The sequence below is a fragment of the Natrialba magadii ATCC 43099 genome, assembly GCF_000025625.1.
GTDB classification, from domain to species: domain Archaea; phylum Halobacteriota; class Halobacteria; order Halobacteriales; family Natrialbaceae; genus Natrialba; species Natrialba magadii.
Genome location: NC_013922.1, coordinates 2,011,081 through 2,031,349, shown reverse-complemented (window position 1 = coordinate 2,031,349; position 20,269 = coordinate 2,011,081). Strand labels below are relative to the sequence as shown.

Genomic DNA, 20,269 nt, shown 5'->3' with positions numbered 1-20,269 from the left:
CAGCGAAACAGTGCCTAGGGGACAGAACGTGCCACGAGCAACTCCGCACAGAGTGCAGGGGACGACAGACACACACAGACACACACAGACACACACAGACACACACAGACACACGTTCACTGCCTGCGGCCAGGGAACGACCGCCAAAAACGACCTCGAGCAGTCTACGCCAGGCCAAAATCAGCCGATGGCAGTTACATGAAGTCCTCGATACCGGACTGTTTGTTCTTGTCGTTCTCGAAGATACTCTCGAGTGACTTCTCGAGTACTTCCAGTCGCTGCTTGGTATAGTCCCGGCAGTCGTACTCCTCGGCGACCTGAATCGCCGTCTGCATGTACTTGTTGACCGATCCCTGGTGGACGGTGAGATTGACGCGACCGCCACACTCCCGACAGTCGCCGGTCAGTGGCATCCGTCGGAACTTCTCGCCGCAGTCGAGACAGCGGGTTTCCTGCCGAGAGAACGCGCGAAGGTTTCCGATGAGGTCCGGAAGGAAGTGGTATTCGATGACTCGCTCGGCCACGTCAGTTTCGTCGACGGCGGCGAGTTTCCGCGAGAGTTCGAGCTGGGCGTCCATCTTGTCCATCATCGAGCCGAGCGTCTTGTACGCCGAGAGGTCCGGTCCCATCGCGATGTCGGTGGTGTCGTGGGTGTGCTCGAAGCCGGTGTACTCGCCGTCGGTTCCGAGCGTGTCCTCGCCAATCTGGATATCGACTTCCTCCGGATCGGCCTGTTCGCGGGTTGCGAGGTAAAACTCGCGAGGGTACTGGGAGACGATGTCCATGTTGTGGGCCTCGTCGTCGATTTCGGAGGGATCGATCCGGGAGGACATGACCAGGGGTGCGTCCATCTTACCACCCCTCTTATCAGGCAAGAATGATTTACTGAAATTCAATAGTCCGTCGAGCAATAACATTACACAGTCTTCGTCGCCATCACACTGTCCTGTGATTATTCCATTCGCTGAGAGCGTGTTCGAACTCTCTACTTCCAGACAATATACGTAATCAGTATCCGATTCAATAATTTCGATATCAGAGATCACATCCCAGCCTGTGACAGCAGGCGGGAAGTCGTTGATCTCCTTGACGGGACCGAACAGGAAGTCATCGACTGTACGCTCCCCGACAGGCGACGGCGTTGGAAGTTCGTCACCAGGGGAGAGTTCCTGAGCCGATACCGTCTCTGCCTTCCAGTATTCTTGTGAGAGGCGATCCGAGGAATCTTCGTCGAACCGAAGCATCGTGTGATCCGGTGTCACTCGGAGTTTGCGGCCGCTTTCGGTCGTGATCGAGAGAAGATGATCCGGTGCCGGATGCTTCGAGACGGTCGTCACGCGTTTCGGACAGCACACACCTGTGTACGAGAGTACCCAGACATCGTCATCGAGCTCCTGATATTCCGTACCGAAATCGTCTTGCTCCGGGTTCTCGAGTCGATCCTCGACGAAGGTGCGAATACTGTCCCGTTGTGGACGTTCCTCGGGTGGCAACCCGTCATCGGATTCGAGCTGCTGCTTGTCGTAAATAGACCGCGACTCCCCTTCACGATAAACGATCTCCGTCTCGGGATGGAAGCAGTTCCGGCGTTTCGCGGCGTGAAAGTACGGATGAGCGTATCCGACCGCTGCGCTCGTGAAACCAATCACCCGACCGACAGTTGCAGCACTCGTGTGGGGTGCCATCCCGAACACCAACTCGCCGACGAGTTCCTGGCGGTCATCGATCTCGTAGAACGGCTCGAGTCCGTAGTACTGCTCCAGCAGGTCGTCGATGAAGTCGGCCGTCTGCATCATGTGTTCGGCTGCGCCGTCCGAGAGGACGATGTCCTGTACGTTGAGTTCGACCAACTGATCCTCGTGGGTGAGCGGGTCACCGTGGATATCCTCCTCGTAGCCGAGCGCCTGTAGCTGCCCGACGTCGATATCGAGTTCGTTTGCACGGACGGACGTAACTGGCAAGTCCGTCATGTCGTAGCGGACAGTCCCGTCCTTGAACGCCGAGACGTCGTGTTTGGCGCGCAAGATCCCCTTCTCGATCGGCTCGGGAATCTTGTTCTGCGAGGTCAGCCCCTTGACACCCTTCAGGATCTCGAAGGCGTTCTCTCGCTCGCCGACGGACTCGAGTGCACTCCGGAATTCGTCGTTGATGTCGATCTCGCGGGGTTCGACACAGGTGCCTTCGATCTCACAGCGGCCGCATTCGACGCGGCCGGAATCGTCTGGCTCGAGCGACTGGTCGCAGTCGGGACAGCGGTAGTCGGGTTCGGTTCGCGTTTCGCAGTCGGGACAGCGGTTTTTGAACGTCTCCGTCCCACAGCTGGGACACTGCTGGCGGCCGATCTGGATCTCGACGATGCCGGGCGTGTCCGACATGGTTTCGGCGTGTTTAGCCGCGTCGGCAACGTTGCGCTGTGCGCCGCCGGCCTCGCCGATGGGGAACAGGGTGTGGACCGGTGGGCTGAGGTCGCGGCGCTCGGATTTCTCCGGACGACCCATCCGGTTCCCGATTCGTGTGGGTGCGCGTTCGCGAACCTCGAAGGGGGCAACCTCGTTGACTGCCTCGATCGCGTTGGCGCCGTCGGCTTCGTCCTCGTGGCCCCAGGTGCGGGCGCGTTCCGAGAGGTCGTCGTCGTCCCAGGTGCGCTCGAGTTCGATGGGGAGCGTGTTGTCGTGGGCTGCGTTCGGGTTCGAGTCCGAGTTCGAGTTCGAGTTCGAGTCCGAGGCCTGGTCCGAATCTGCATCCCCCACATCAGAATCCAGCGCCGCACCGTCCGCAACCGCCTGCCGTGGCTCACAGCCGAGCGTTCGAGCGAACGGCCGCCAGTCGTCGATCTCGATTCGATTCTCGTCCGGTCGCTGGCGGTGTTCGAGGATGAGCGTCTCGAGTGCCTCCTGCACTGACTCGGTGCACTCGAGTACCAGGGTGTCATCGTTCGCTCCCGTACCTGCACCCTCCCTGGGTTCAGCCTCGACCCACCCCTCCGCGACAGCGTCGGCAAGGGTGCAAAACGACTCGACCGAGATGTCGTGCCAGAGGTAGGTGTACTGGGGGTGCAACGGTGCGTCGTATTCCGTGGCCCACTCGAGTGCCTCCGCTGGGTCGGGAAACTCGAGGTCAATTCGGGGGTCGTCCTCGAGGGCTTGCACGTCCGCGCCGGCGGTCGCCATGTCCTGGATCCACCACTCGTAGACGTAGGAGGCGGGGGCGAGCGGATGGTTGTTCTCGACGAACTCGCCGTAGTTGACCAGATACTCGCCGGTATCGAGGATTTTCTCGACGCCGTTTCTGATCTCTTTGGCCTCTTCGGGGTCGTCGATTCGGCGAACGTCGCCGTTTGCGAGTTTGACCGTGGGGCCGTCGATACTGTCGACGGGGATGATCCCGTGGGCCTTTCCGGGTCGTTCCGTCTTGATCTGGGTCCCCGTCGCGAGGAAGTCGTCGACGAGGTGCATCGTCGCGGGGTGGATGCCGCCGGTCGCGAAGCCGTGGTTTCGCGCGCGGCCGTACCGGAGTCGGAAACCACCCGGCGAACTGGGGTGCGTGAAGACTGGGCGGCCGGCGATCAGGTCCCGGAGGAACTTCTTCGACGGTTCGGCCCGGGGTGGGCCGACCGGTTCGCTGTCGGAGGTATCTGTCTCGTCGGTGACAGCGGCTTCGTCGCTGCTTTCGTCGGCTTCTGTTTCGTCACCGTCGGTATCATCGCCGTCGTTCTCAGCGTTCTCGTCCGTATCTGCTTCGTTGCTTCCGTCATCTGAGCCAGCTGCGTCAGCTGTGTCGTCTCCATCACTTGCGTCAGCTGCGTAATTACCGTCGATCAGATCCTGCAGCCACGGCCAGTCGATCTCGTCCAGATTTCGGGTGTAGCGCTGGATCTTGGGGGCTTTGAGCGCGATCCCCTCACCAAGCACGAGACACATCCCGCCGCGGGCGCTGTTGGTGTCGACTCGCTCCAGGTCGCGAAAGCCAGAGACCTCCTCGTCGCCGGTCGCCTCTCCGTCCAGCATGATCGGGAGGTGTTTGGCGATGAATTTCGCCTCCTTGTCCTTCGGGCAGTACTGCAGGCCGGTCTCTTTGTCGTAGAGGGAGATTTCCTCCGCGTACCGTTCGACCTCCTCCTGTCTGGCTTCGTACTGCTCGATGCCGACGAGCGCGCGTGTGTAGTCTGCGACCAGCACGGAGAGTGCCTGTGCCGTCCCACCCGCAGACCGGATCGGGCCGGCGTAGTAGACGTTGACGAACTCCGTCCCGTCGTCGTTCGTCAGAATCTCGACCCGGTCGATCCCCTCGATCGGTGCTGCGACGACACCCTCCGTAAGCAGGGCAACCGCCGTTCGAACCGCGCCCTCGACCTTGCCGGCTTTCGTCTCGTAGTCACCGACGCGCCCTTCTGCGAAATCCTCCGCGAGTTCGAGGGCTGCCTCTTCGCGAGACATCTCGCCCTCGAGTTCCCTGACGCGCTCGGCGACGCCGTCGATCCCCAGGATGTTCTCGACGCGGTCGGCCATGTCCCGCGCAGTCGGAATCTCGACGTCGGGTTCTGGGTCGCCGCCGCGCTCTTTGGCTCGCTCGGCGACGTCGAACGCCTCCTCGAGCTGGGACTCGAGTTGCTCGAAGTATCGTTCGTCTTCCGCGCGCATCTCAGAGCCAGAGGTCGAGCTCGGTCGTCTCGTCGTACTCGCGCTCGAGGCCCTCCTCGAAGACGCGCATGTGGACCTCACCGGCCCAGACGGTGGCCTCGTTCAGGTGACCGGCGTAGGTGGTGCCGTCGGGGTCCGAGAGGACAGCGTGGGTGTGGGCAAAGCGCTCGTTGTCCAGCAGGGAAACGTTGCCAACACAGCTTGCGACCTCGAGTGGCTCGTCGAACTCGATGGGGTAGTACTCACACTCGTCCTGGTCGTAGAACCAGAGTTCAGCGTCCTGGACGGCACCGAGGGCGGTAAACCAGGCGGCATCGGCCGCGACCTCGTCAGCGAGCGACTCGATTTCGGCGCGCCAGTCCGCGCCGGTGTCGAGGCGGGCGACGTACTCCGCGTCGGTGTCGACGGCTCGGTAGTTCATACAGCGATACTGTATGTGCCGGTGGAAAAAGGTCACTGTTCCAGTCAGTCGCGGATGATGTGACGGTGGAGAGAGCCTCGGACGAGACAGCCACCGACGGGGGCAGACGATCACCGTCGTGGCCAGTCGCGAGTGGTGGCCTGGTCGTCTGCGACGACGTTGCTACTCGAGTCGATGCTGAACAGGCAATATCGTCGAGGTCGCCTGCAAACAGTCGTACGCGAGAGCGGTCTGTCTCCGAGAGTGACCCGGAGTATGGCGGTGGGTCGCAGTTCATTGCCTGTCATGTTCGTCACTGATCGTGGTGTGATTGGTCGAGTGCCGAGACAGAATGGTCACAATGCATACAGTGAGAGGGGTACTATTTACTCTAGAAGTAGTTAGTTCGGATATAGCATCTTAGTCCCTCTAGATAACGTTCTATCCAGTTGCCGTTCAGAAAGACCAGAAAGGCACGTTCGAGAAGCACATGATCTTCCATCTCATAAATACTTATATCGACAGCGTCGCTATTAACTCGTGTATGAGTAATATCCTCGCTATGGTTGCCACCTGCAACCGCACGGTCGCAAAGGCTCGACGAACAGTCAAGCACTCACCCGAATTCGGCGACGACAACAGCGCTGACGAGGACGGTCGCCCATCGACGCGCATTCCGCCGGGCGGCTTCCTCACCGGGTAAGTGACAGCCGACACTCCCGACCAACGGCTGCGGGCCGATGCACCACCCGCTGGCGACCCGCCCTCCGGTGTTCAACGCTCTCTGTCTCGTCTCCCACAGCACACACCTGCAAGCAGTTGGCTGCGTGATGATGGCAGCCAGAATACGGAGTTGGAATTGTGGACGGCGAAATCGAACTGACACACGACGTGGGATGTGGCAAATTGCTACACGCCGTCCCCCGAGATACCCTCTCCAGTGAACTACTGCACAGCGAGGCCAGTCACCGAATGCAGATAAGAGTCGAATCACTCGGCTGACACCGGCCGTCCTCGGTCGCGACAAACGCCCGAATCTCGTACTCACCCGGTTCTGGGACGACGTACTCGTGGCAGTCCACGGTCCGCTCGAATCGGCCGTTCCAGGTCACGCGGATCTCTTTTCGCTCGCCCGCGCTAAATCGAAACGTAGAGGGAACGGACTGGAAGTCGCGGCGCTCGTCGCTCGCCTCCAGTTCGCCGTCGACGGACCAGTCCCAGCGTCGGCGACGCGGCGTCGGCACGGCGACCGAAACCGGGAGTCGGTTTCGGAACGCGACGGTGAACGAGACGGCTTCGTCCTGTGCATAGACGTCGCGGTCGCTCGTCACCGACACCGAAATCGCTCGCCGAGCGAGTGGCCCGGGGACGGGCGACGAGAGCAACGACGTGATCGAGTACCGAGAATCGGACGCGGACTCCAGTCCGGTTCCAGAGTTGGAACCAGGCGCGGCTCCGGGACCGGGACCAGAGCCGACGCTGGACCCACGCGGCCGTCCTCCGCCGGTTCGACCGCCGTCACGTCCGCTGTCTGTGCGCTGGTGATCGACCATCGACTACGACGTCATCGAGGACGTACTAAACGCTATCTCAGAATATCGACAGCGTGGACGAAAGACCCCACCGCACCGCAGCCCGACAGGCCCCCACCGTGTCGAGCGATCGAAACCCCCCTATCGCCACGCTGGAAGTGTCATCGCCTCGTCCGCTCGCATGGAGAGCCATGCGTCGTCGGCCGAAATATCCGCAATGACGTATTCGTCGCTCGAATCCGTCGAATCGATCGAGCCGACGACCGTCTCGTCTGCCGCTGTGGTGTGGGGTTTCGACACCATGGTAGAGAGTGACAACCCGAGACATATAAGCTCGTCGAATCGACCCGTCAGAAGACACAAATGAACTGACACGAACGCCGAGCGCGGGCGCACGAAACACTGGGTTTATACTCATTTTTGCCCTACTGTGGGGACATGAACGTAGCCGACGCGATGACACCCCGCGAGGACGTGGTGACCGTCGACCTGCCAGGCACTCGCTCGGACGTACTCGAGTACCTTCAGGAGCGGTCGTTCTCGTCAGTGCCGGTCGTAAAACCGACGGACAACGGCCCCGAGTACCGCGGACTGGTCTCCCGAGATACGCTGATCGAACAGCCCGACGAGGACCAGCTGGTCATGCTGATGGACGAGGTGCCAACGACGACGCGCGAGACGGCACTCGAGGAGGTCGCTCGAACGATGGTCGAGGAGGGCGCGCGCCGCGTTCCGGTCGTCGACGGCGAGTTCGAGGGGATCATCACGGTGACGGACGTGATCCACGCGATCGCGACGGGCGACCAGGAGACAGACGACACCGTCGGCGGCTACGCGAGCGAGGACGTGAACACGACCTACGAGGGCGCGCCGCTGTCGGTCGCCGAGCGTGGGCTGTCGTACGCGAACGTTCCCTACACGATCGCACTGGACGACGAGGGTGGGATGAGCGGTGTCCTCACGGAGGTCGACATCATCGAGGTCGCCCGCATCGTCGAGGGCGAAGAAGAGACTGGGAACAATTTCCCGGATCAGGACTCGGAGTGGTCCTGGGAGGGGATCAAGGGCGTCGGCAGTCGCTACCTCCCGACGCGGGATATCGAGATTCCAAACGGTCCTGTACGGGAGTTCATGAGCGAGGACGTGGTGACGGTCTCGACCGAGAAGACGATTCAGGAGGCCGCACAGCAGATGATCAGCAACGATATCGAGCAGATTCCGATGGTGACCGGCGAGCAACTCGTCGGCATCGTCTGTGACGTGGATATTCTGGAGGCTCTCTATGAGTGAACAACAGCAGGAAACGGCGGATACGGATGCAGAGGCAGCGCCAGACACAGAGACGGACGCAGATGCAGAACCAGCCGCGCCAGACGAACAGACCAGCGAGAAACTCGTCGAACTCGCAAAGCGCCGGGGCTACTTCTTCCAGTCGTCGGGCGCGTACGGCGGCGTCGGCGGCTTCTACACCTTCGGTCCGCAGGGCGCAGCCCTGAAGGGCAACGTCGAGGACGCCTGGCGCGACCGCTTCGCGGTCGCCGAAGGCAACATGGAGATCGACGCGCCGACGATCATGCCCGAACCCGTCTTTGAGGCCTCGGGCCACCTCGACGGCTTCGACGACATGCTGGTCGAGTGTCCCGAGTGTGGCGAGAGTCACCGCGCGGACCACGTCGTCGAAGACAATACGGAGTACGAGGACGCCGAGAGCCTCCCCATCCCCGAAGTCGAGGAGGTCATCGCCGAGTACGAACTCGTCTGCCCCTCCTGCGGTGCCGGTCTGGCGGACCAGGCCGTCGAGACGTTCAACCTCATGTTCGCGACGAACATCGGCCCCGGCGACTCCCAGCCCGGCTATCTCCGCCCCGAGACCGCACAGGGCATCTTCGTCGAGTTCCCGCGACTCAAGGAGTACGCCCGGAACCAACTTCCATTTGGTGTCACCCAGATCGGCCGCGCCTACCGCAACGAGATCAGCCCCCGCCGATCCATCATTCGGACGCGTGAATTTACGCAGGCCGAACTCGAGTACTTCGTCGATCCCGAGGAGGACGAACCGGACCTCGAAGCGGTCGCGGACGTCGAGGTGACGCTCTATCCGGCGGCCGAGCAGAACGCAGCGGACGGCGATGAAATCGAGACGACCATCGGAGAGGCCGTCGACGAGGGCATCATCGGTGACGAGTGGGTCGCCTACTTCCTCGGCGTCGCGAAACCGTGGTACGACGCCGTCGGCGTCGACATGGACCGGTTCCGGTTCCGTCAGCATCTCTCCGGTGAGCGCGCCCACTACGCAGCGGACTGCTGGGACGCCGAAAGCGAGATTGATGGCAACTGGATCGAGATGGCTGGCTTCGCCTACCGTAGCGACTACGACCTCTCGAAACACGCCGAGTACTCCGAGGACCGCTTTACCGTCTTCCGGCAGTACGACGAACCGAAGACTGTCGAGCGCGCGACCGTCGATCCCGACATGAGTTATCTGGGTCCAGAGTTCGGCGGCGCAGCACAGGACGTTGTTGACGAACTCGAGTCCCTCGCCGGCCGAGACCGGACTGCGTTCGAGAGCGCGGCGCAGGACGCCGCGGAAGAGTCGAGCGGCGACGGGACGGAGCCGCGAGACAGCGACAGCGTCGAGATCGAACTCGACGGCGAGCGCCACGAGATCCCTGTCGAGAAGACCGGCTTCGCGGTTGAGGAACAGACCGAGGCCGGCGAGCACATCCTCCCACACGTCGTCGAACCCTCCTTCGGTGTGGACCGACTCGTCTACACCGTCCTTCACCACGCCTACGCGGAGGACGAGGTCGACGGCGAGGAGCGCACCTACCTCGCGCTCGACCCCGAAGTCGCACCCACCTTCGTCGGCGTCTTCCCGCTCCAGAACGACGACGAACTCGAGTCCACCGCGGACGAAATCGTCGCAGACCTCCGGGACGTGGGCCTCTCGGTCACCTACGACGACTCGGGTAACATCGGTCGGCGCTACCGCCGCCAGGACGAGGTCGGCACGCCGTTCTGCGTGACCGTGGATTACGAGACACTCGAGAACGAGGAGACCACCGTAACCGTCCGCGAACGTGATACGACGGACCAGAAGCGATTGTCGGTGTCGGAGCTCCCCGGAATCATGGCGGAGCTTCGGGCTGGAGAACTCGAGTTCGACGAACTTTGACAGAGGGAATGGAAGAGCGATAGAACGGAACAGGATGGGGAATAGGGTCAACAAAAGAAGCGGGGACAGCGGTCGGAGAACAGGGGACTCCGAGTCCGACTACGACGCTGTCTGCCAGCCGCCGAGTTCTCTGGCAACGACAACGTGTCCGACGACGTAGAACGGGATCACTGCAAGGATACCGATGGAGACGTTGCGAAAGATCACGTCTGGAAAAACGACAGTAGCGAGTACGAGCGTCACTGTGATGACGATCGCCATCACGACGAGACGGGCGGCAATGCTGAGATCGCGAGCCATCGCCCCGATCCGCTTCCCGACCGGCGATTGTGCGACCGGTCCCAGTACGATTGCACCGAGGACGAACCCGAGCGCAATCCACTCCCAGCGTAACCCGTTACCCGGAGCGGGCCAGGTTCCGTGAAGGAGTGCAAGGCCACCAGCGAGGCCTCCTGAGACGACATCGGTTTTCGTCGGCGGGCGATCCGGAAACACCGCGCGCAATACAGTCGAGTTCATTTTGTAACGGTTTTCCACCCGATACGAAAAGTGTGTTGGGTATCAGACACGACACTCGGAAGAGGGAATCGAACGTACCTCGACCAACCCTCGTCGGACCAGAGTTGTCGACTGTGATACGTGAACAGAGGACTTTTATCAGTTGGTGGCGACGGTTTCGACAAGCGATGGCCCACCAGCAGTCCACCCTGCAGGACGAAATTGTTCGCTCGATAACGAGCGGCACGTTCGCGGCGGCCGTTCTCTGGGGTGCAATCGTGTGTTCCCTCCTGAACATCGTCGAGTACAATATGACTGGGCACCTCACAAGTTCGTACTCGGTCGGTTATGGACAACTCGTTGGTGGCGCTCTCGCCGGCGCACTCTACGCCGGGCCGCGACAGGAGGCGCTGAAAGCCGGTAGCTGTGCGGGTGCAGTTCCGGTCCTCGTTCTCGGGCCGATTACGCTGCTTCTCACCATGACGGAACGCGCACTGACGTTCGGCATCGAGGCCGTTGTCTTCGAATCGATCGTCTTGCTACTCATTGCGTACCCCGTTGCCGCCGGGTTCGGGGCACTGATCGGGGGCATCGGCGCGTATATCGGTCGGTGGCTATCCTACCGCCTCACCAAGAAGCGACGGTCTGCGTAACGGATTCAGATAATATAGTAACAACTGCAACTAGTTACACACTGATCGCCGAGCAGGCTGGCGATCAGGTGTGCAGTGACTTGCAGTGGCTACTATAGATCACGACCAACAAACCAGAACAAACCACAGAGGCGACAGTCACGTCCCAAACGTAACCGACGCACTGAAGGTCACCACCTCCGACGGAAGAGACAGAAACGAAACGATGGCCGACGAACTCAAACGACGACTCGTCCACTCGAGTGGGGCCGGCCTGGTCGCCCTCTACCTGCTCGCAGCCTACCTCGACCTCGGCCTCACCTGGGAACGCTTTGGCGTCCTGATGACGGTCCTCGCCGTCGGCACGATTGCACTCGAGTTCGTCCGATTGAACGTCGGACTCGACCTCTGGATTTACGAGAAGTTGACTCGCGACTACGAACAGGACCAGTTCGCGGGCTATGGCTACTACATGGTGAGTATGACCATCGTGGTCTTGCTCTTCCCGGAGGAAATCGCGCTGCCGGCGATGTTGATGCTCGCGATCGGCGATCCGATTAGCGGTGCCGTGTCGGACAACACGCTGCGGCGGGTCAAGAGCACGAAGGTACTCGTCACGATGTTCGTCGTCAGCGCGATCATCGCCGCGCCCTTCTTGTATGAAACCCCGCTCGCCGTCCTCGCGGCCGCCCTCGGCGCGACCATCGCCGACGGCGTGAAGGTCCAGATCGGCGACTTCATCGTCGACGACAACCTGACGATTCCGATCTACGCCGGCGTGCTCGCGTGGGTTGTACTCGAGTTCGTCCCGGTCTGAAGCGGGTTCGGATTCATCTCGGTCTGAATTGGGGCCGTTCCGATTTGAAGCGGGTCGATTCGGTCTGGGCTGTTTTTGATTTCGCTGGCCGACACTGAGCAGCGGCCGGACACAATCAGTTGCGCTTCGTGACTGTATTCGTTACCAACTAGCATGCTAGGGATGGTGGTTAGTAATTAGTATCACCCATTCGAGTCCGGGCTATGTTCAGCGCGTTCACGCTCGATAGACGGCGATTCGTACAGGCAACGGGACTAGCAGCGGTTACGGGGCTGGTAGCAGGGAGTCAGGCCAGCGCCGCGGATGAGGGGGAAGAAGAACAGACAGAGGAGAGCGACCAGGAGCAGCAAGGCGAGCAGACTCAGCAAGCCCACCAGGGACCACCGGTCGACGCCGGCGACGTGTTCGACCATCTCGATCAGGCAGCAATCAGTGTCTTCGCACGCGACATCGAAACCGGGGACGTAATCGCTGATAGTGGATCCGAACGGCCCGTTCAGCCGGCGTCGACGGCGAAGCTGTTGACCACTGCGGCCGCGTTCGACGAACTCGGCCCCGACTATCGGTACGAGACGACCGTCGGCGTCGTCGGCGACCGCCGAAATCAGCGCGTCGTCGAATCGCTCGGCGTCGTCGCCAGCGGCGATCCGGATCTCACGGCGTCGGATCTCGAAGCACTCGCAGCAGCCGTCGCCGACGCCGGCATCGAGCGCGTCACCGATCGACTCGTCGTCGACGTCTCCGCGTTCGACGACGGTGAGTACCCGCCAGCATGGACGCTCGGCGACGCGGTGAACACGTACGGCTCGAAGAGTTCGGCGTTCGTCGTCAACCACAACGAGGCCGAAATAACGGTCTCTCGGCAGGGTGACACCTGCGAGTTCGAACACACGGTCGAACCCGACTCGGGGCTCGTCGATGTCGAGATCGAACTCGAGTGCGTCGACAGCGACCGGTTCGTGACGATAACGACGCCCAACCACTGGACAAATACAGCCGAGGTGAACGGGCGGATGGTGCCGGACGACGAGGCGACGGCGTCGGTCCCGGTTGCCACGCCGAACGAGCACGCTGCGAGGGTCTTCGCGCGGGCGCTCGCGGACGAGGGCGTCGAGATCACGCCGGGTGGCGGCGGTCCGGAGCCCGAAATCGAGATCACTGACGTGCCGATCGAACTCACAGAGGAGGTGGCGACTCACGAGTCGGCACCGCTGTCCGACATTGCGGAAGGGGTCAACCACTGGTCGTACAACATGGTTGCGGAGAACATCGCCAGAACGGTTGCCTACGAGCGCGAGGGAACCGGAAACGGCTCCTGGTCTGTCTGGGAGGCGTATCTCGACGAGACGCTCGCGGCGGCCGGCGCGGAGACGCCACAGATCCGCGACGGTTCCGGGCTGTCCAGACACGACCTGGCTTCGGCGCGCGACGTGGTCTCGATGATCGAGTGGGGACTCGACGCCGACTGGGGCGAGGAGTTCTACGGGACGATGGCAGTCGCCGGCGAGGACGGCACACTTCGGAACCGGCTCGGAGATGTCGACGCGACGATTCGTGGGAAAACCGGCTCGCTTCGCGGCGTAACGTGTCTCGCGGGCGTCATCGAAGACGACGGCGAACCCGCGACGAGTTTCGCGGTACTCGCGGCGAATCTAACGGGCGAACGGGCCAACGGTGCGTCACCACGAGTGGACGAACTCGTCACAGCGATCGCTGAGGAAAGCGGCTGAGCCGCGACAAAATCAGTGTCGAGCGACTGCCGGTGCAGTCGTGAAGCGATTCAACCACTGACACCGAGCTTCTCGAGTTCGTCGGCGGAGTACTCCGCCCGGAGCTCGTCGATACTGTGTTCGGCGCGGATGTCCGCACGTTCCGTCTCGGACAGGTCGTCGACTGCGTCGAAGCAGTGGCACATGGTATCACGACGTACGAGAGGGAGCAACAAAAGCATTGGTCGGTGGCGTGCAGTACCGAAGAAGTGGGCTGGTAGTAGAACTGCATCGAATGAAACTCCATCGAGTTCGAGTATCGATATCGGCAACATCGTACCGGAAAGATGCTATCATAGGCAGCGAAAGCCAACGGCTGAGCCAGACTGTGGCACACCTGTTTCGGTCCGAATCGTTATCGAGTGCGAGAACGTTTCTGACCGGCAGGCGTGGCAAGATCCTCGCCGCCGTCGCGGCCGGCTGGTTCCTCTCGATCGGTGTACGTCTCGCGTATCCCGTCTTACTGCCGTACCTTCAGGAGGCCTATGGACTTGATCTGACGACGGCCGGCTTCCTGCTGACCGTGCTCTGGCTCGCGTACGCGCTCGGACAGCTTCCGGGTGGCATCCTCGCGGATCGGCTTGGCGAGGGGAACGTCCTCGTCACCAGCACAGTCATCTCAGCAGTGACGCTCGGACTCGTCGCCGTCGCCAGTTCAGCACCGGTCGTCTTCGTCGCAACGGCCTGTTTCGGCTTCGGAACCGCACTCTACGGCGTCGCCCGGTTCACGATCCTTTCCGCTGTCTTCCCCAACAACGACGGCACCGCAATCGGCGTCACGATGGCCGCGGGTGAGGTCGGCAACGCCGTCCTGCCGCTCGTCGCCGGCGCGATTGCAGCGACGCTCGCCTGGCAGTTCGGCTTCGGTCTCGCCGTCCCCGTCTTCGGACTCGCTGCCCTCTTTCTCTGGCTCGTGGTCCCGAACCGTACCTCCAGCGAGTCAAGCGCGGTCGACAGCATGTCACTCGAGACGGTCCGCTACGTCGCCGTCCAGTTGCGCCGGCGGGCGATCATCGTCGTCACGGCAATCCAGATTCTCACCTACTGCATCTGGCAGGCATTTACGGGCTTCTACCCGACGTATCTGATCGAGATCAAGGCGTTCTCACCGACGGTCGCGACGGGGCTGTTCAGCGCCTTCTTCGCGCTCGGCATCGTCGTCCAGCCGGTGACGGGGAATCTGTACGACCGGTTTGGCATTCGGCGTTCGCTGCCGGCCGTGCTCGGCGTCATCGCGTTCGCACTCGCAGCGCTGCCGTTTCTGGAGGGATTCTGGCCCATCGTGGGTGGCACCATCCTCCTCAGCAGTATCCTCGGCTACGGGACGATGACGCTGACGTACATGACGGCGGCGTTTCCGGCGGACATGAAGGGGACGGGGCTCGGTTTCCTGCGGACGTTCTACATGACCATCGGCGCGGCGAGTCCGGTCCTGTTCGGCGCGCTCGCCGACCGCGGCTTCTTCAACGAGGGGTACATCCTGCTGGCCGTCCTCGCGGTCGGTGCGATGGTGCTCGTCTACTGGTTGCCGGAGGGGTAGCGCGTCAGAATCGGAACGAGAGATGTAAATCAGAACTGGCGCTCGAGTTCGATCGGCTCGCTGTCAGTGTAGTAGGGCCCGCCGAGGCGAGCCACCGTATCGATCTTCGCGGCGTCGATTTGCCCGTCCGTCAGCACCGACTCGTCGACGTGGACGTACTCGACGTCACCCAGAATTACGAGTCGGTCGCGGACGCGCAGCGAGTCGTACAGCGTACACTCCATCGTGACCGCAGCGTCCGCGACTCGCGGCGCATCGATGCGCTCGCAGTCGGCCCGCTCGACGCCAGCGAACTCGAACTCGCTCTCGTCGGCGTCGAGGTCGGCGGAGGTCGTGTCCATCTGCTCGGCCAGCGCCTCGGGCACAACGTTGACCGCGAACGCCTCCGTCTCGAGTACGTTCCGCGGCGTGTCCTTCTGGTCGTCGCCCTCCGCGTACGGCGTGTTGAAGAGGACGACCGGCTCCGCGGAGGAAATATAATTGTAGCTGCTGAACGGTGCGAGGTTGTCGACGCCATCGACACTCGTCGTGCTGATCCAGGCGATAGGCCGCGGTGCGACGGCAGACTTGATGATTCGGGCGCGCTCACGGGGCGTCAGCGACTCGATGTCGTGTTCCGGCATGTCCGGTCCATTCGTCCCGGTCGTGGTAGATGTTCGCACTGGGGCAACCCGACCAGCACAGTTCACTTTCACCATGCTTTCTCAATCCTTAACCGGACCCGCGTCGAAGCCGCCGCCAATGGCAGCCCAGGACGAGGAGCCGCCCTCAATCGATCACCCGCTACTCGAGTCCAACTTTCTCGAGCGCCGCCTCTACCAGCTGAAACTCGCCGGGACCGCCGCGAACGGTCACACGCTCGTCTGTCTCCCGACGGGCCTCGGCAAGACGACCGTAAGCCTGCTCGTGACGGCGCGACGACTCGACGAGGTCGGCGGCACGTCGCTGATGCTCGCGCCGACAAAGCCCCTCGTCCAGCAACACGCCGACTTCTACCGCGAAGCGCTCCAGATACCCGATGAGGAAATCGTCGTCTTCACCGGCGACGTGAGCCCGGACAACCGCGCCGAACTGTGGGAGGAGGCGACGATCGTGATGGCCACTCCGCAGGTGATCGAGAACGACCTCGTCGGGAGCCGAATCTCGCTCGCCGACGTGACCCACCTGACGTTCGACGAGTGCCACCGCGCGACCGGCGACTACGCCTACAACTACATCGCCGAGCGCTACCACGCGGACGCGACGGACCCGCTCGTGACGGGGATGTCGGCCTCGCCCGGCGGCGACGAGGAGGCGATCCTCGAGGTCTGTGAGAACCTCGGCCTACAGGAAGTCGAGGTGATGACCGAGGAGGACGCAGACGTCGACGAGTTCACCCACGACACGGAGGTCGAATGGGAGCGGATCGACCTCCCCGACGACGTGCTGGAGATCCGCGACGCGCTGAACGAGGTGATCACAGACCGACTCGAGAAACTCAAAGAACTGGGCGTCGCGAAGTCGACCCAGCCCGACCAATCCCAGAAGGACCTGAACCGGATGCGCGCCGAGTTACAGCAGTTAATCAACAACGACCAGTCGGAGGGGTTCAAGGGAATGTCGGTTCACGCGGAGGTGATGAAGCTCCGCCAGGCGGTCACGCTCGTCGAAACACAGAGCGTCGAGGCTCTGCGGCGGTACTTCGACCGCCAGCGCAACCAGGCCCGCTCCTCAGGCGCGTCGAAGGCCAGCCAGCGGATGGTCTCGGACCCGCGCGTTCGTGAGGCCATGCGAAAGGCCGAAAGCTTCGACGAGTTACATCCCAAGTACCGCAAGACGCGGATGCTCCTCGCGGAAACGCTCGGACTCGAGGGCGGCGAGCGCGTGATCGTCTTCACCGAGTCCCGAGACACGGCGGAGGCGCTGACGGCGTTCCTCTCGGATAGCTTCGACGCGAAGCGCTTCGTCGGGCAAGGCGACCGCGAGGGGTCAGACGGTATGACGCAGAAACAGCAACAGGAAGTGCTCGACGAGTTCCGCGCCGCCGAGTTCGAGGTGCTCGTCTCCACGTCGGTTGCCGAAGAGGGGCTCGACGTGCCCGAAGTCGACCTCGTGCTCTTCTACGAACCGGTCCCCACGGCGATTCGGTCCATTCAGCGCAAGGGCCGGACCGGCCGCCAGTCCGAGGGCCGTGTCGTCGTCCTCATGGCCGAAGACACCCGCGACGAGGCCTACTTCTGGATCTCCCGCCGCCGCGAGAAGGAGATGGAATCCGAACTGCGCGAACTGAAAGGGATGGCCGACGACCTCGCCGAGGAACTCGACGAGTCCCAGCAGTCGCTCGCCGATTTCGGCGGGGACTCGAGTAGCGCCAGTGGTGCTGCTGACAACGAAAACGAAAGCGAAGTGAAAGTAGACGAAAACACCACCAATCCCGACGCAGTCTCCGACTCTTCCAGTGGAAGCGGAGGGGGTTCGGATCAGCCAGGGCTGCGGGAGTTCGATGCGGCCAGCGACGACGATGAAACGGCGGACGGCGACTCGGACAGCGAGACCGACAACGTGGAGACGCACGAGCCGTCGGCCGAGGGCGACGCGATCGAAATCGTCGCCGACCAGCGCGAGATGGACGCCAACATCGCCCGCGACCTCTCCCGACGTGAGGAGATCGAGGTTCGACTCGAGACGCTCGACGTGGGCGACTACGTCCTCTCGGATCGCGTCGTCGTCGAACGCAAGTCCGTCGCCGACTTCGTCGACTCGCTGGTCGGCGGTGACCGCTCCGTCTTCGAGCAGGTCGGTGCGATGGCTCGCCACTACGCCCGGCCCATCGTCGTCGTCGAGGGCGACGGCCTGTACGAACAGCGGGACATCCACCCGAACGCGATTCGTGGGTCGCTTTCGAGTCTGGCTGTCGACTTCGGCGCGAGCGTGCTCCGAACCGAGGGAGAAGCGGAGACGATGGAATTGTTCGCGGTGATCGCAGGTCGGGAACAGAAACTCTCAGACCGTGAGGTCTCGGTCCACGGCGAGAAGCAGTCGAAGACACTGGCCGAACAACAGGAGTACGTCGTCTCCTCGATCGCAGAAATTGGACCGGTGACGGCGCGCTCGCTACTCGAGGAGTTCGGCACGGTTGAAGCGGTGATGATCGCGACCGAAGACGAGTTGCAGGCGGCCGACGGCGTCGGACAGGTGACTGCTGAACGGATGCGCGAAGTGATTGGGAGCGACTACAGCAACTACTCTTAACCGCAGTTCTGGTGTGATCAGCGGTCTGTATACCGTCCGGCACCACGAACACTGTCTGTCGAGTTCGCTGAAACAGAAGGCATTTATAATTAGAATAACGAGTCGACTGAACAACCAATACGGCCCGCGATTCAACAGTTCGGTTCTTCCGCATCCATCAGCGAACGTCCGAAATTCGGACTGCAACCGACTGCACTGAGACCGACCACGGGACCGTCGACACCTCACAGCAGCATGTCACGCGAACTATCACAGCAGGCTCGGGCGATCGGCGAACGGATCCAGACGAACTTCCGTGACTGCATCCGGATCGACACCCGCTCACTTGCTGTCTTCCGGATATTCCTCGGCGCGCTCGTCCTCGCCGATCTTGTGTTGCGCTCGAGAAACTTCGCCTTTTTCTACTCGGGAGAAGGGGTCGTTCCCCAGGAGTTAGCAGTCGAGATGACCGCGGAAAACGCGTTTTCGCTCTACTACTACGCCTCGAGTCCGACACAGATTGCGGCGTTGATGGTCATACAGGCGCTGTTTGCACTACAGTTGATTGTCGGCTACAAAACGCGACTGGCAACAATTCTGTCGTTTCTGTTCGTCATCTCGCTCGACCACCACAATCCGCTCGTGTTGAGCTATGCCGATACGCTGTTTCGCCTGCTTTTCTTCTGGGCGATCTTCCTCCCGCTTGGCGAGCGCTGGTCGGTCGACGCCGTCCACGCTGACCGCGAGCCACGACCGTCATTCGCCGGCATCATGGCTTTCTTCGCGATGGGACAGATGGTCTATATGTACTTTCTTAACTGGTACCACAAGTCCCAAGAAAGTCTGTGGACCAGCGGTGAGGCGACGCCGCTCATCATGGGACTCGACGATATGACGTTCTTGCTCGCGGAGTACGTCCGCGAGTTCCCGACGTTGCTCGAGTACGGCGGATTGTTGTGGTACTACATGCTCATGCTCTCACCGCTTCTGATCATCCTAATCGGCCGACAACGATACCCGCTGATTCTGTTGTTCGTCGGCGGCCACGCGATGTTCGCTGTGACTGTCCGTATCGGCGCGTTCCCGTACGTCGCGTTGGCAGGGCTCGTGTTATTCTTCCAGCCACAGCTCTGGCGTGATGCCGAGCTAGCCGCCAGGCGACTCGGTATCGACCCAGCAGCGTACACCGAGTGGACAGCCGACCTCGAGCGAATTGCCGCTCGCGTTCCGCGAGTGCGGATCGACGAGCCACAGATAACGACGGCGAAAGCACACCTGTACAATGTCGGCGTCGGCGTTATCGTGCTCTCGCTGATCATCGTTACACTCTTTGCATACCTTCCAGCTGGAAACGCCGTGAACGAAGCCGTCTCACCGGACGAACAGATCGAAGACCGCGCCGTAGCGTTGAACATCGATCAACCGGAATGGAGCGTTTTCGCCCCGACACCACGAACCAGCGATAACTACTTCGTCTTCGCAGCAGAGACAACTGACGGCGAGTACGTCGACGTCTACAACGACGACAGGGAAGTAACTCGAGAGCGGCCCTACGACGAGCTACAGCAACAGTACAGCACCTATCGCGAGCGCTTCTATATGAACAGCGTTCGCCGCGGCGGTCTCCACGACAGAAACGACGCTCCGTCCCATCTGGCAGCACACTACTGTGAAACCTGGCAGAGTGACAACGGCGCAGAGCTTGAGCAACTCACGGTACATCGGATCGTCGAGTCGATTACGATGGACACGATTTCCGACCCGGATGAACGCGACTCCCGCAGCGGTATCATCTATGAATATCACTGCCACGGTGAGGAACCCGAGACAATTCCTCTGCCACGCGAGTGAGGGCGAAGCACGCTGTCAACACTGGAACCCCGAATTGGCGAGGCTACATGGGTGTGACCGATGACCGATGACCGATGACCGATGACCGATGACCGATGACCGATGACCGATGACCGATGACCGATGACCGACGGGAGTCCGAGCGATGCGCCAACCTGCCTCTCTGACGGGGGCTGCAGTCTCTGTGCCGACCCCGTGCAGTTCA

General features: G+C 61.8%; 16 protein-coding genes. 9 read left to right on the top strand and 7 right to left on the bottom strand.

Annotated elements, in window-relative coordinates; genetic code table 11:
* Positions 1–194: 194 nt before the first annotated feature.
* Positions 195–4,640 carry a DNA-directed DNA polymerase II large subunit gene (locus tag NMAG_RS09535; protein ID WP_004267458.1) on the bottom strand — a complete coding sequence of 1,482 codons (4,446 nt, stop codon included), beginning with the start codon at positions 4,638–4,640 and terminating at the stop codon, positions 195–197.
* 1 nt (position 4,641) lies between these two features.
* Complete coding sequence (locus NMAG_RS09530; RefSeq protein ID WP_004267459.1) at positions 4,642–5,061, bottom strand: PPC domain-containing DNA-binding protein; 420 nt, start codon at positions 5,059–5,061, stop codon at positions 4,642–4,644.
* A 523-nt stretch (positions 5,062–5,584) separates the two neighbouring features.
* On the opposite strand from NMAG_RS09530, the gene NMAG_RS22085 reads away from it, so the two are divergent.
* Complete coding sequence (locus NMAG_RS22085; RefSeq protein WP_004267460.1) at positions 5,585–5,743, top strand: hypothetical protein; 159 nt, start codon at positions 5,585–5,587, stop codon at positions 5,741–5,743.
* A 262-nt stretch (positions 5,744–6,005) separates the two neighbouring features.
* On the opposite strand, the gene NMAG_RS09525 is transcribed toward NMAG_RS22085, so the two are convergent.
* Together NMAG_RS09525 and NMAG_RS22080 are read right to left on the bottom strand one after the other, a co-directional pair.
* The gene (locus NMAG_RS09525) at positions 6,006–6,593 is read right to left on the bottom strand and encodes a hypothetical protein (RefSeq protein ID WP_004267461.1); all 588 of its coding nucleotides are present in this window, start codon (positions 6,591–6,593) and stop codon (positions 6,006–6,008) included.
* Between the two features lie 120 nt (positions 6,594–6,713).
* A complete protein-coding gene (locus NMAG_RS22080) occupies positions 6,714–6,875 on the bottom strand; it encodes a DUF7556 family protein (protein ID WP_004267462.1) in 162 nt (53 codons plus the stop codon).
* A 135-nt stretch (positions 6,876–7,010) separates the two neighbouring features.
* Between NMAG_RS22080 and NMAG_RS09520 the strand changes: the two genes are divergently transcribed.
* Positions 7,011–7,862, top strand: a complete 852-nt coding sequence (locus tag NMAG_RS09520; protein ID WP_004267463.1) for a CBS domain-containing protein — start codon at positions 7,011–7,013, stop codon at positions 7,860–7,862.
* Positions 7,855–9,747 carry a glycine--tRNA ligase gene (glyS, locus tag NMAG_RS09515; protein ID WP_004267464.1) on the top strand — a complete coding sequence of 631 codons (1,893 nt, stop codon included), beginning with the start codon at positions 7,855–7,857 and terminating at the stop codon, positions 9,745–9,747. The genes NMAG_RS09520 and glyS overlap by 8 nt, the downstream gene beginning before the upstream one ends.
* Positions 9,748–9,846: 99 nt before the next feature.
* Here glyS and NMAG_RS09510 read toward each other — a convergent pair whose 3' ends face one another.
* Positions 9,847–10,266 carry a hypothetical protein gene (locus tag NMAG_RS09510; RefSeq protein ID WP_004267465.1) on the bottom strand — a complete coding sequence of 140 codons (420 nt, stop codon included), beginning with the start codon at positions 10,264–10,266 and terminating at the stop codon, positions 9,847–9,849.
* A 167-nt stretch (positions 10,267–10,433) separates the two neighbouring features.
* Between NMAG_RS09510 and NMAG_RS09505 the strand changes: the two genes are divergently transcribed.
* The 3 genes from NMAG_RS09505 to dacB all read left to right on the top strand — a co-directional run bounded on the left by NMAG_RS09505 (position 10,434) and on the right by dacB (position 13,424).
* Positions 10,434–10,898 (top strand): DUF5518 domain-containing protein, encoded by a 465-nt coding sequence (locus tag NMAG_RS09505; protein WP_004267466.1) that lies wholly within the window; start codon positions 10,434–10,436, stop codon positions 10,896–10,898.
* A 205-nt stretch (positions 10,899–11,103) separates the two neighbouring features.
* Complete coding sequence (locus NMAG_RS09500) at positions 11,104–11,694, top strand: hypothetical protein (protein WP_004267467.1); 591 nt, start codon at positions 11,104–11,106, stop codon at positions 11,692–11,694.
* Between the two features lie 203 nt (positions 11,695–11,897).
* The gene (gene dacB, locus NMAG_RS09495) at positions 11,898–13,424 is read left to right on the top strand and encodes a D-alanyl-D-alanine carboxypeptidase/D-alanyl-D-alanine endopeptidase (RefSeq protein WP_004267468.1); all 1,527 of its coding nucleotides are present in this window, start codon (positions 11,898–11,900) and stop codon (positions 13,422–13,424) included.
* Positions 13,425–13,474: 50 nt separating this feature from the next.
* Here the strand turns inward: dacB and NMAG_RS22645 are convergent, their stop codons facing one another.
* On the bottom strand, positions 13,475–13,609 hold the full coding sequence (locus NMAG_RS22645; protein WP_004267469.1) for a hypothetical protein: 135 nt from the start codon (positions 13,607–13,609) through the stop codon (positions 13,475–13,477).
* Positions 13,610–13,791: 182 nt separating this feature from the next.
* Between NMAG_RS22645 and NMAG_RS09490 the strand changes: the two genes are divergently transcribed.
* Positions 13,792–15,003: an MFS transporter gene (locus NMAG_RS09490; protein WP_004267470.1), complete on the top strand. Its 1,212-nt coding sequence runs from the start codon at positions 13,792–13,794 to the stop codon at positions 15,001–15,003.
* A gap of 29 nt (positions 15,004–15,032) precedes the next feature.
* Here the strand turns inward: NMAG_RS09490 and NMAG_RS09485 are convergent, their stop codons facing one another.
* Positions 15,033–15,626, bottom strand: coding sequence for a flavin reductase family protein (locus NMAG_RS09485; protein WP_004267471.1), 594 nt, complete (start codon positions 15,624–15,626; stop codon positions 15,033–15,035).
* A gap of 118 nt (positions 15,627–15,744) precedes the next feature.
* On the opposite strand from NMAG_RS09485, the gene NMAG_RS09480 reads away from it, so the two are divergent.
* Together NMAG_RS09480 and NMAG_RS09475 are read left to right on the top strand one after the other, a co-directional pair.
* Positions 15,745–18,234, top strand: a complete 2,490-nt coding sequence (locus NMAG_RS09480; protein ID WP_004267472.1) for a DEAD/DEAH box helicase — start codon at positions 15,745–15,747, stop codon at positions 18,232–18,234.
* 234 nt (positions 18,235–18,468) lie between these two features.
* The gene (locus tag NMAG_RS09475; protein ID WP_004267473.1) at positions 18,469–20,064 is read left to right on the top strand and encodes an HTTM domain-containing protein; all 1,596 of its coding nucleotides are present in this window, start codon (positions 18,469–18,471) and stop codon (positions 20,062–20,064) included.
* The last annotated feature ends 205 nt before the right edge of the window (positions 20,065–20,269 follow it).

Excerpts from the sequence above, each read along its gene's own strand:
- NMAG_RS09520 (WP_004267463.1), top strand. The coding sequence starts at position 7,011 with ATGAACGTAGCCGACGCGATGACACCCCGCGAGGACGTGGTGACCGTC.
- NMAG_RS22645 (WP_004267469.1), bottom strand. The coding sequence starts at position 13,609 with ATGTGCCACTGCTTCGACGCAGTCGACGACCTGTCCGAGACGGAACGT.
- NMAG_RS09505 (WP_004267466.1), top strand. The coding sequence starts at position 10,434 with ATGGCCCACCAGCAGTCCACCCTGCAGGACGAAATTGTTCGCTCGATA.
- NMAG_RS22085 (WP_004267460.1), top strand. The coding sequence starts at position 5,585 with ATGAGTAATATCCTCGCTATGGTTGCCACCTGCAACCGCACGGTCGCA.
- NMAG_RS09480 (WP_004267472.1), top strand. The coding sequence starts at position 15,745 with ATGGCAGCCCAGGACGAGGAGCCGCCCTCAATCGATCACCCGCTACTC.
- NMAG_RS09485 (WP_004267471.1), bottom strand. The coding sequence starts at position 15,626 with ATGCCGGAACACGACATCGAGTCGCTGACGCCCCGTGAGCGCGCCCGA.
- dacB (WP_004267468.1), top strand. The coding sequence starts at position 11,898 with ATGTTCAGCGCGTTCACGCTCGATAGACGGCGATTCGTACAGGCAACG.
- NMAG_RS09530 (WP_004267459.1), bottom strand. The coding sequence starts at position 5,061 with ATGAACTACCGAGCCGTCGACACCGACGCGGAGTACGTCGCCCGCCTC.
- NMAG_RS09500 (WP_004267467.1), top strand. The coding sequence starts at position 11,104 with ATGGCCGACGAACTCAAACGACGACTCGTCCACTCGAGTGGGGCCGGC.
- NMAG_RS09510 (WP_004267465.1), bottom strand. The coding sequence starts at position 10,266 with ATGAACTCGACTGTATTGCGCGCGGTGTTTCCGGATCGCCCGCCGACG.
- glyS (WP_004267464.1), top strand. The coding sequence starts at position 7,855 with ATGAGTGAACAACAGCAGGAAACGGCGGATACGGATGCAGAGGCAGCG.
- NMAG_RS22080 (WP_004267462.1), bottom strand. The coding sequence starts at position 6,875 with ATGGTGTCGAAACCCCACACCACAGCGGCAGACGAGACGGTCGTCGGC.
- NMAG_RS09535 (WP_004267458.1), bottom strand. The coding sequence starts at position 4,640 with ATGCGCGCGGAAGACGAACGATACTTCGAGCAACTCGAGTCCCAGCTC.
- NMAG_RS09475 (WP_004267473.1), top strand. The coding sequence starts at position 18,469 with ATGTCACGCGAACTATCACAGCAGGCTCGGGCGATCGGCGAACGGATC.
- NMAG_RS09525 (WP_004267461.1), bottom strand. The coding sequence starts at position 6,593 with ATGGTCGATCACCAGCGCACAGACAGCGGACGTGACGGCGGTCGAACC.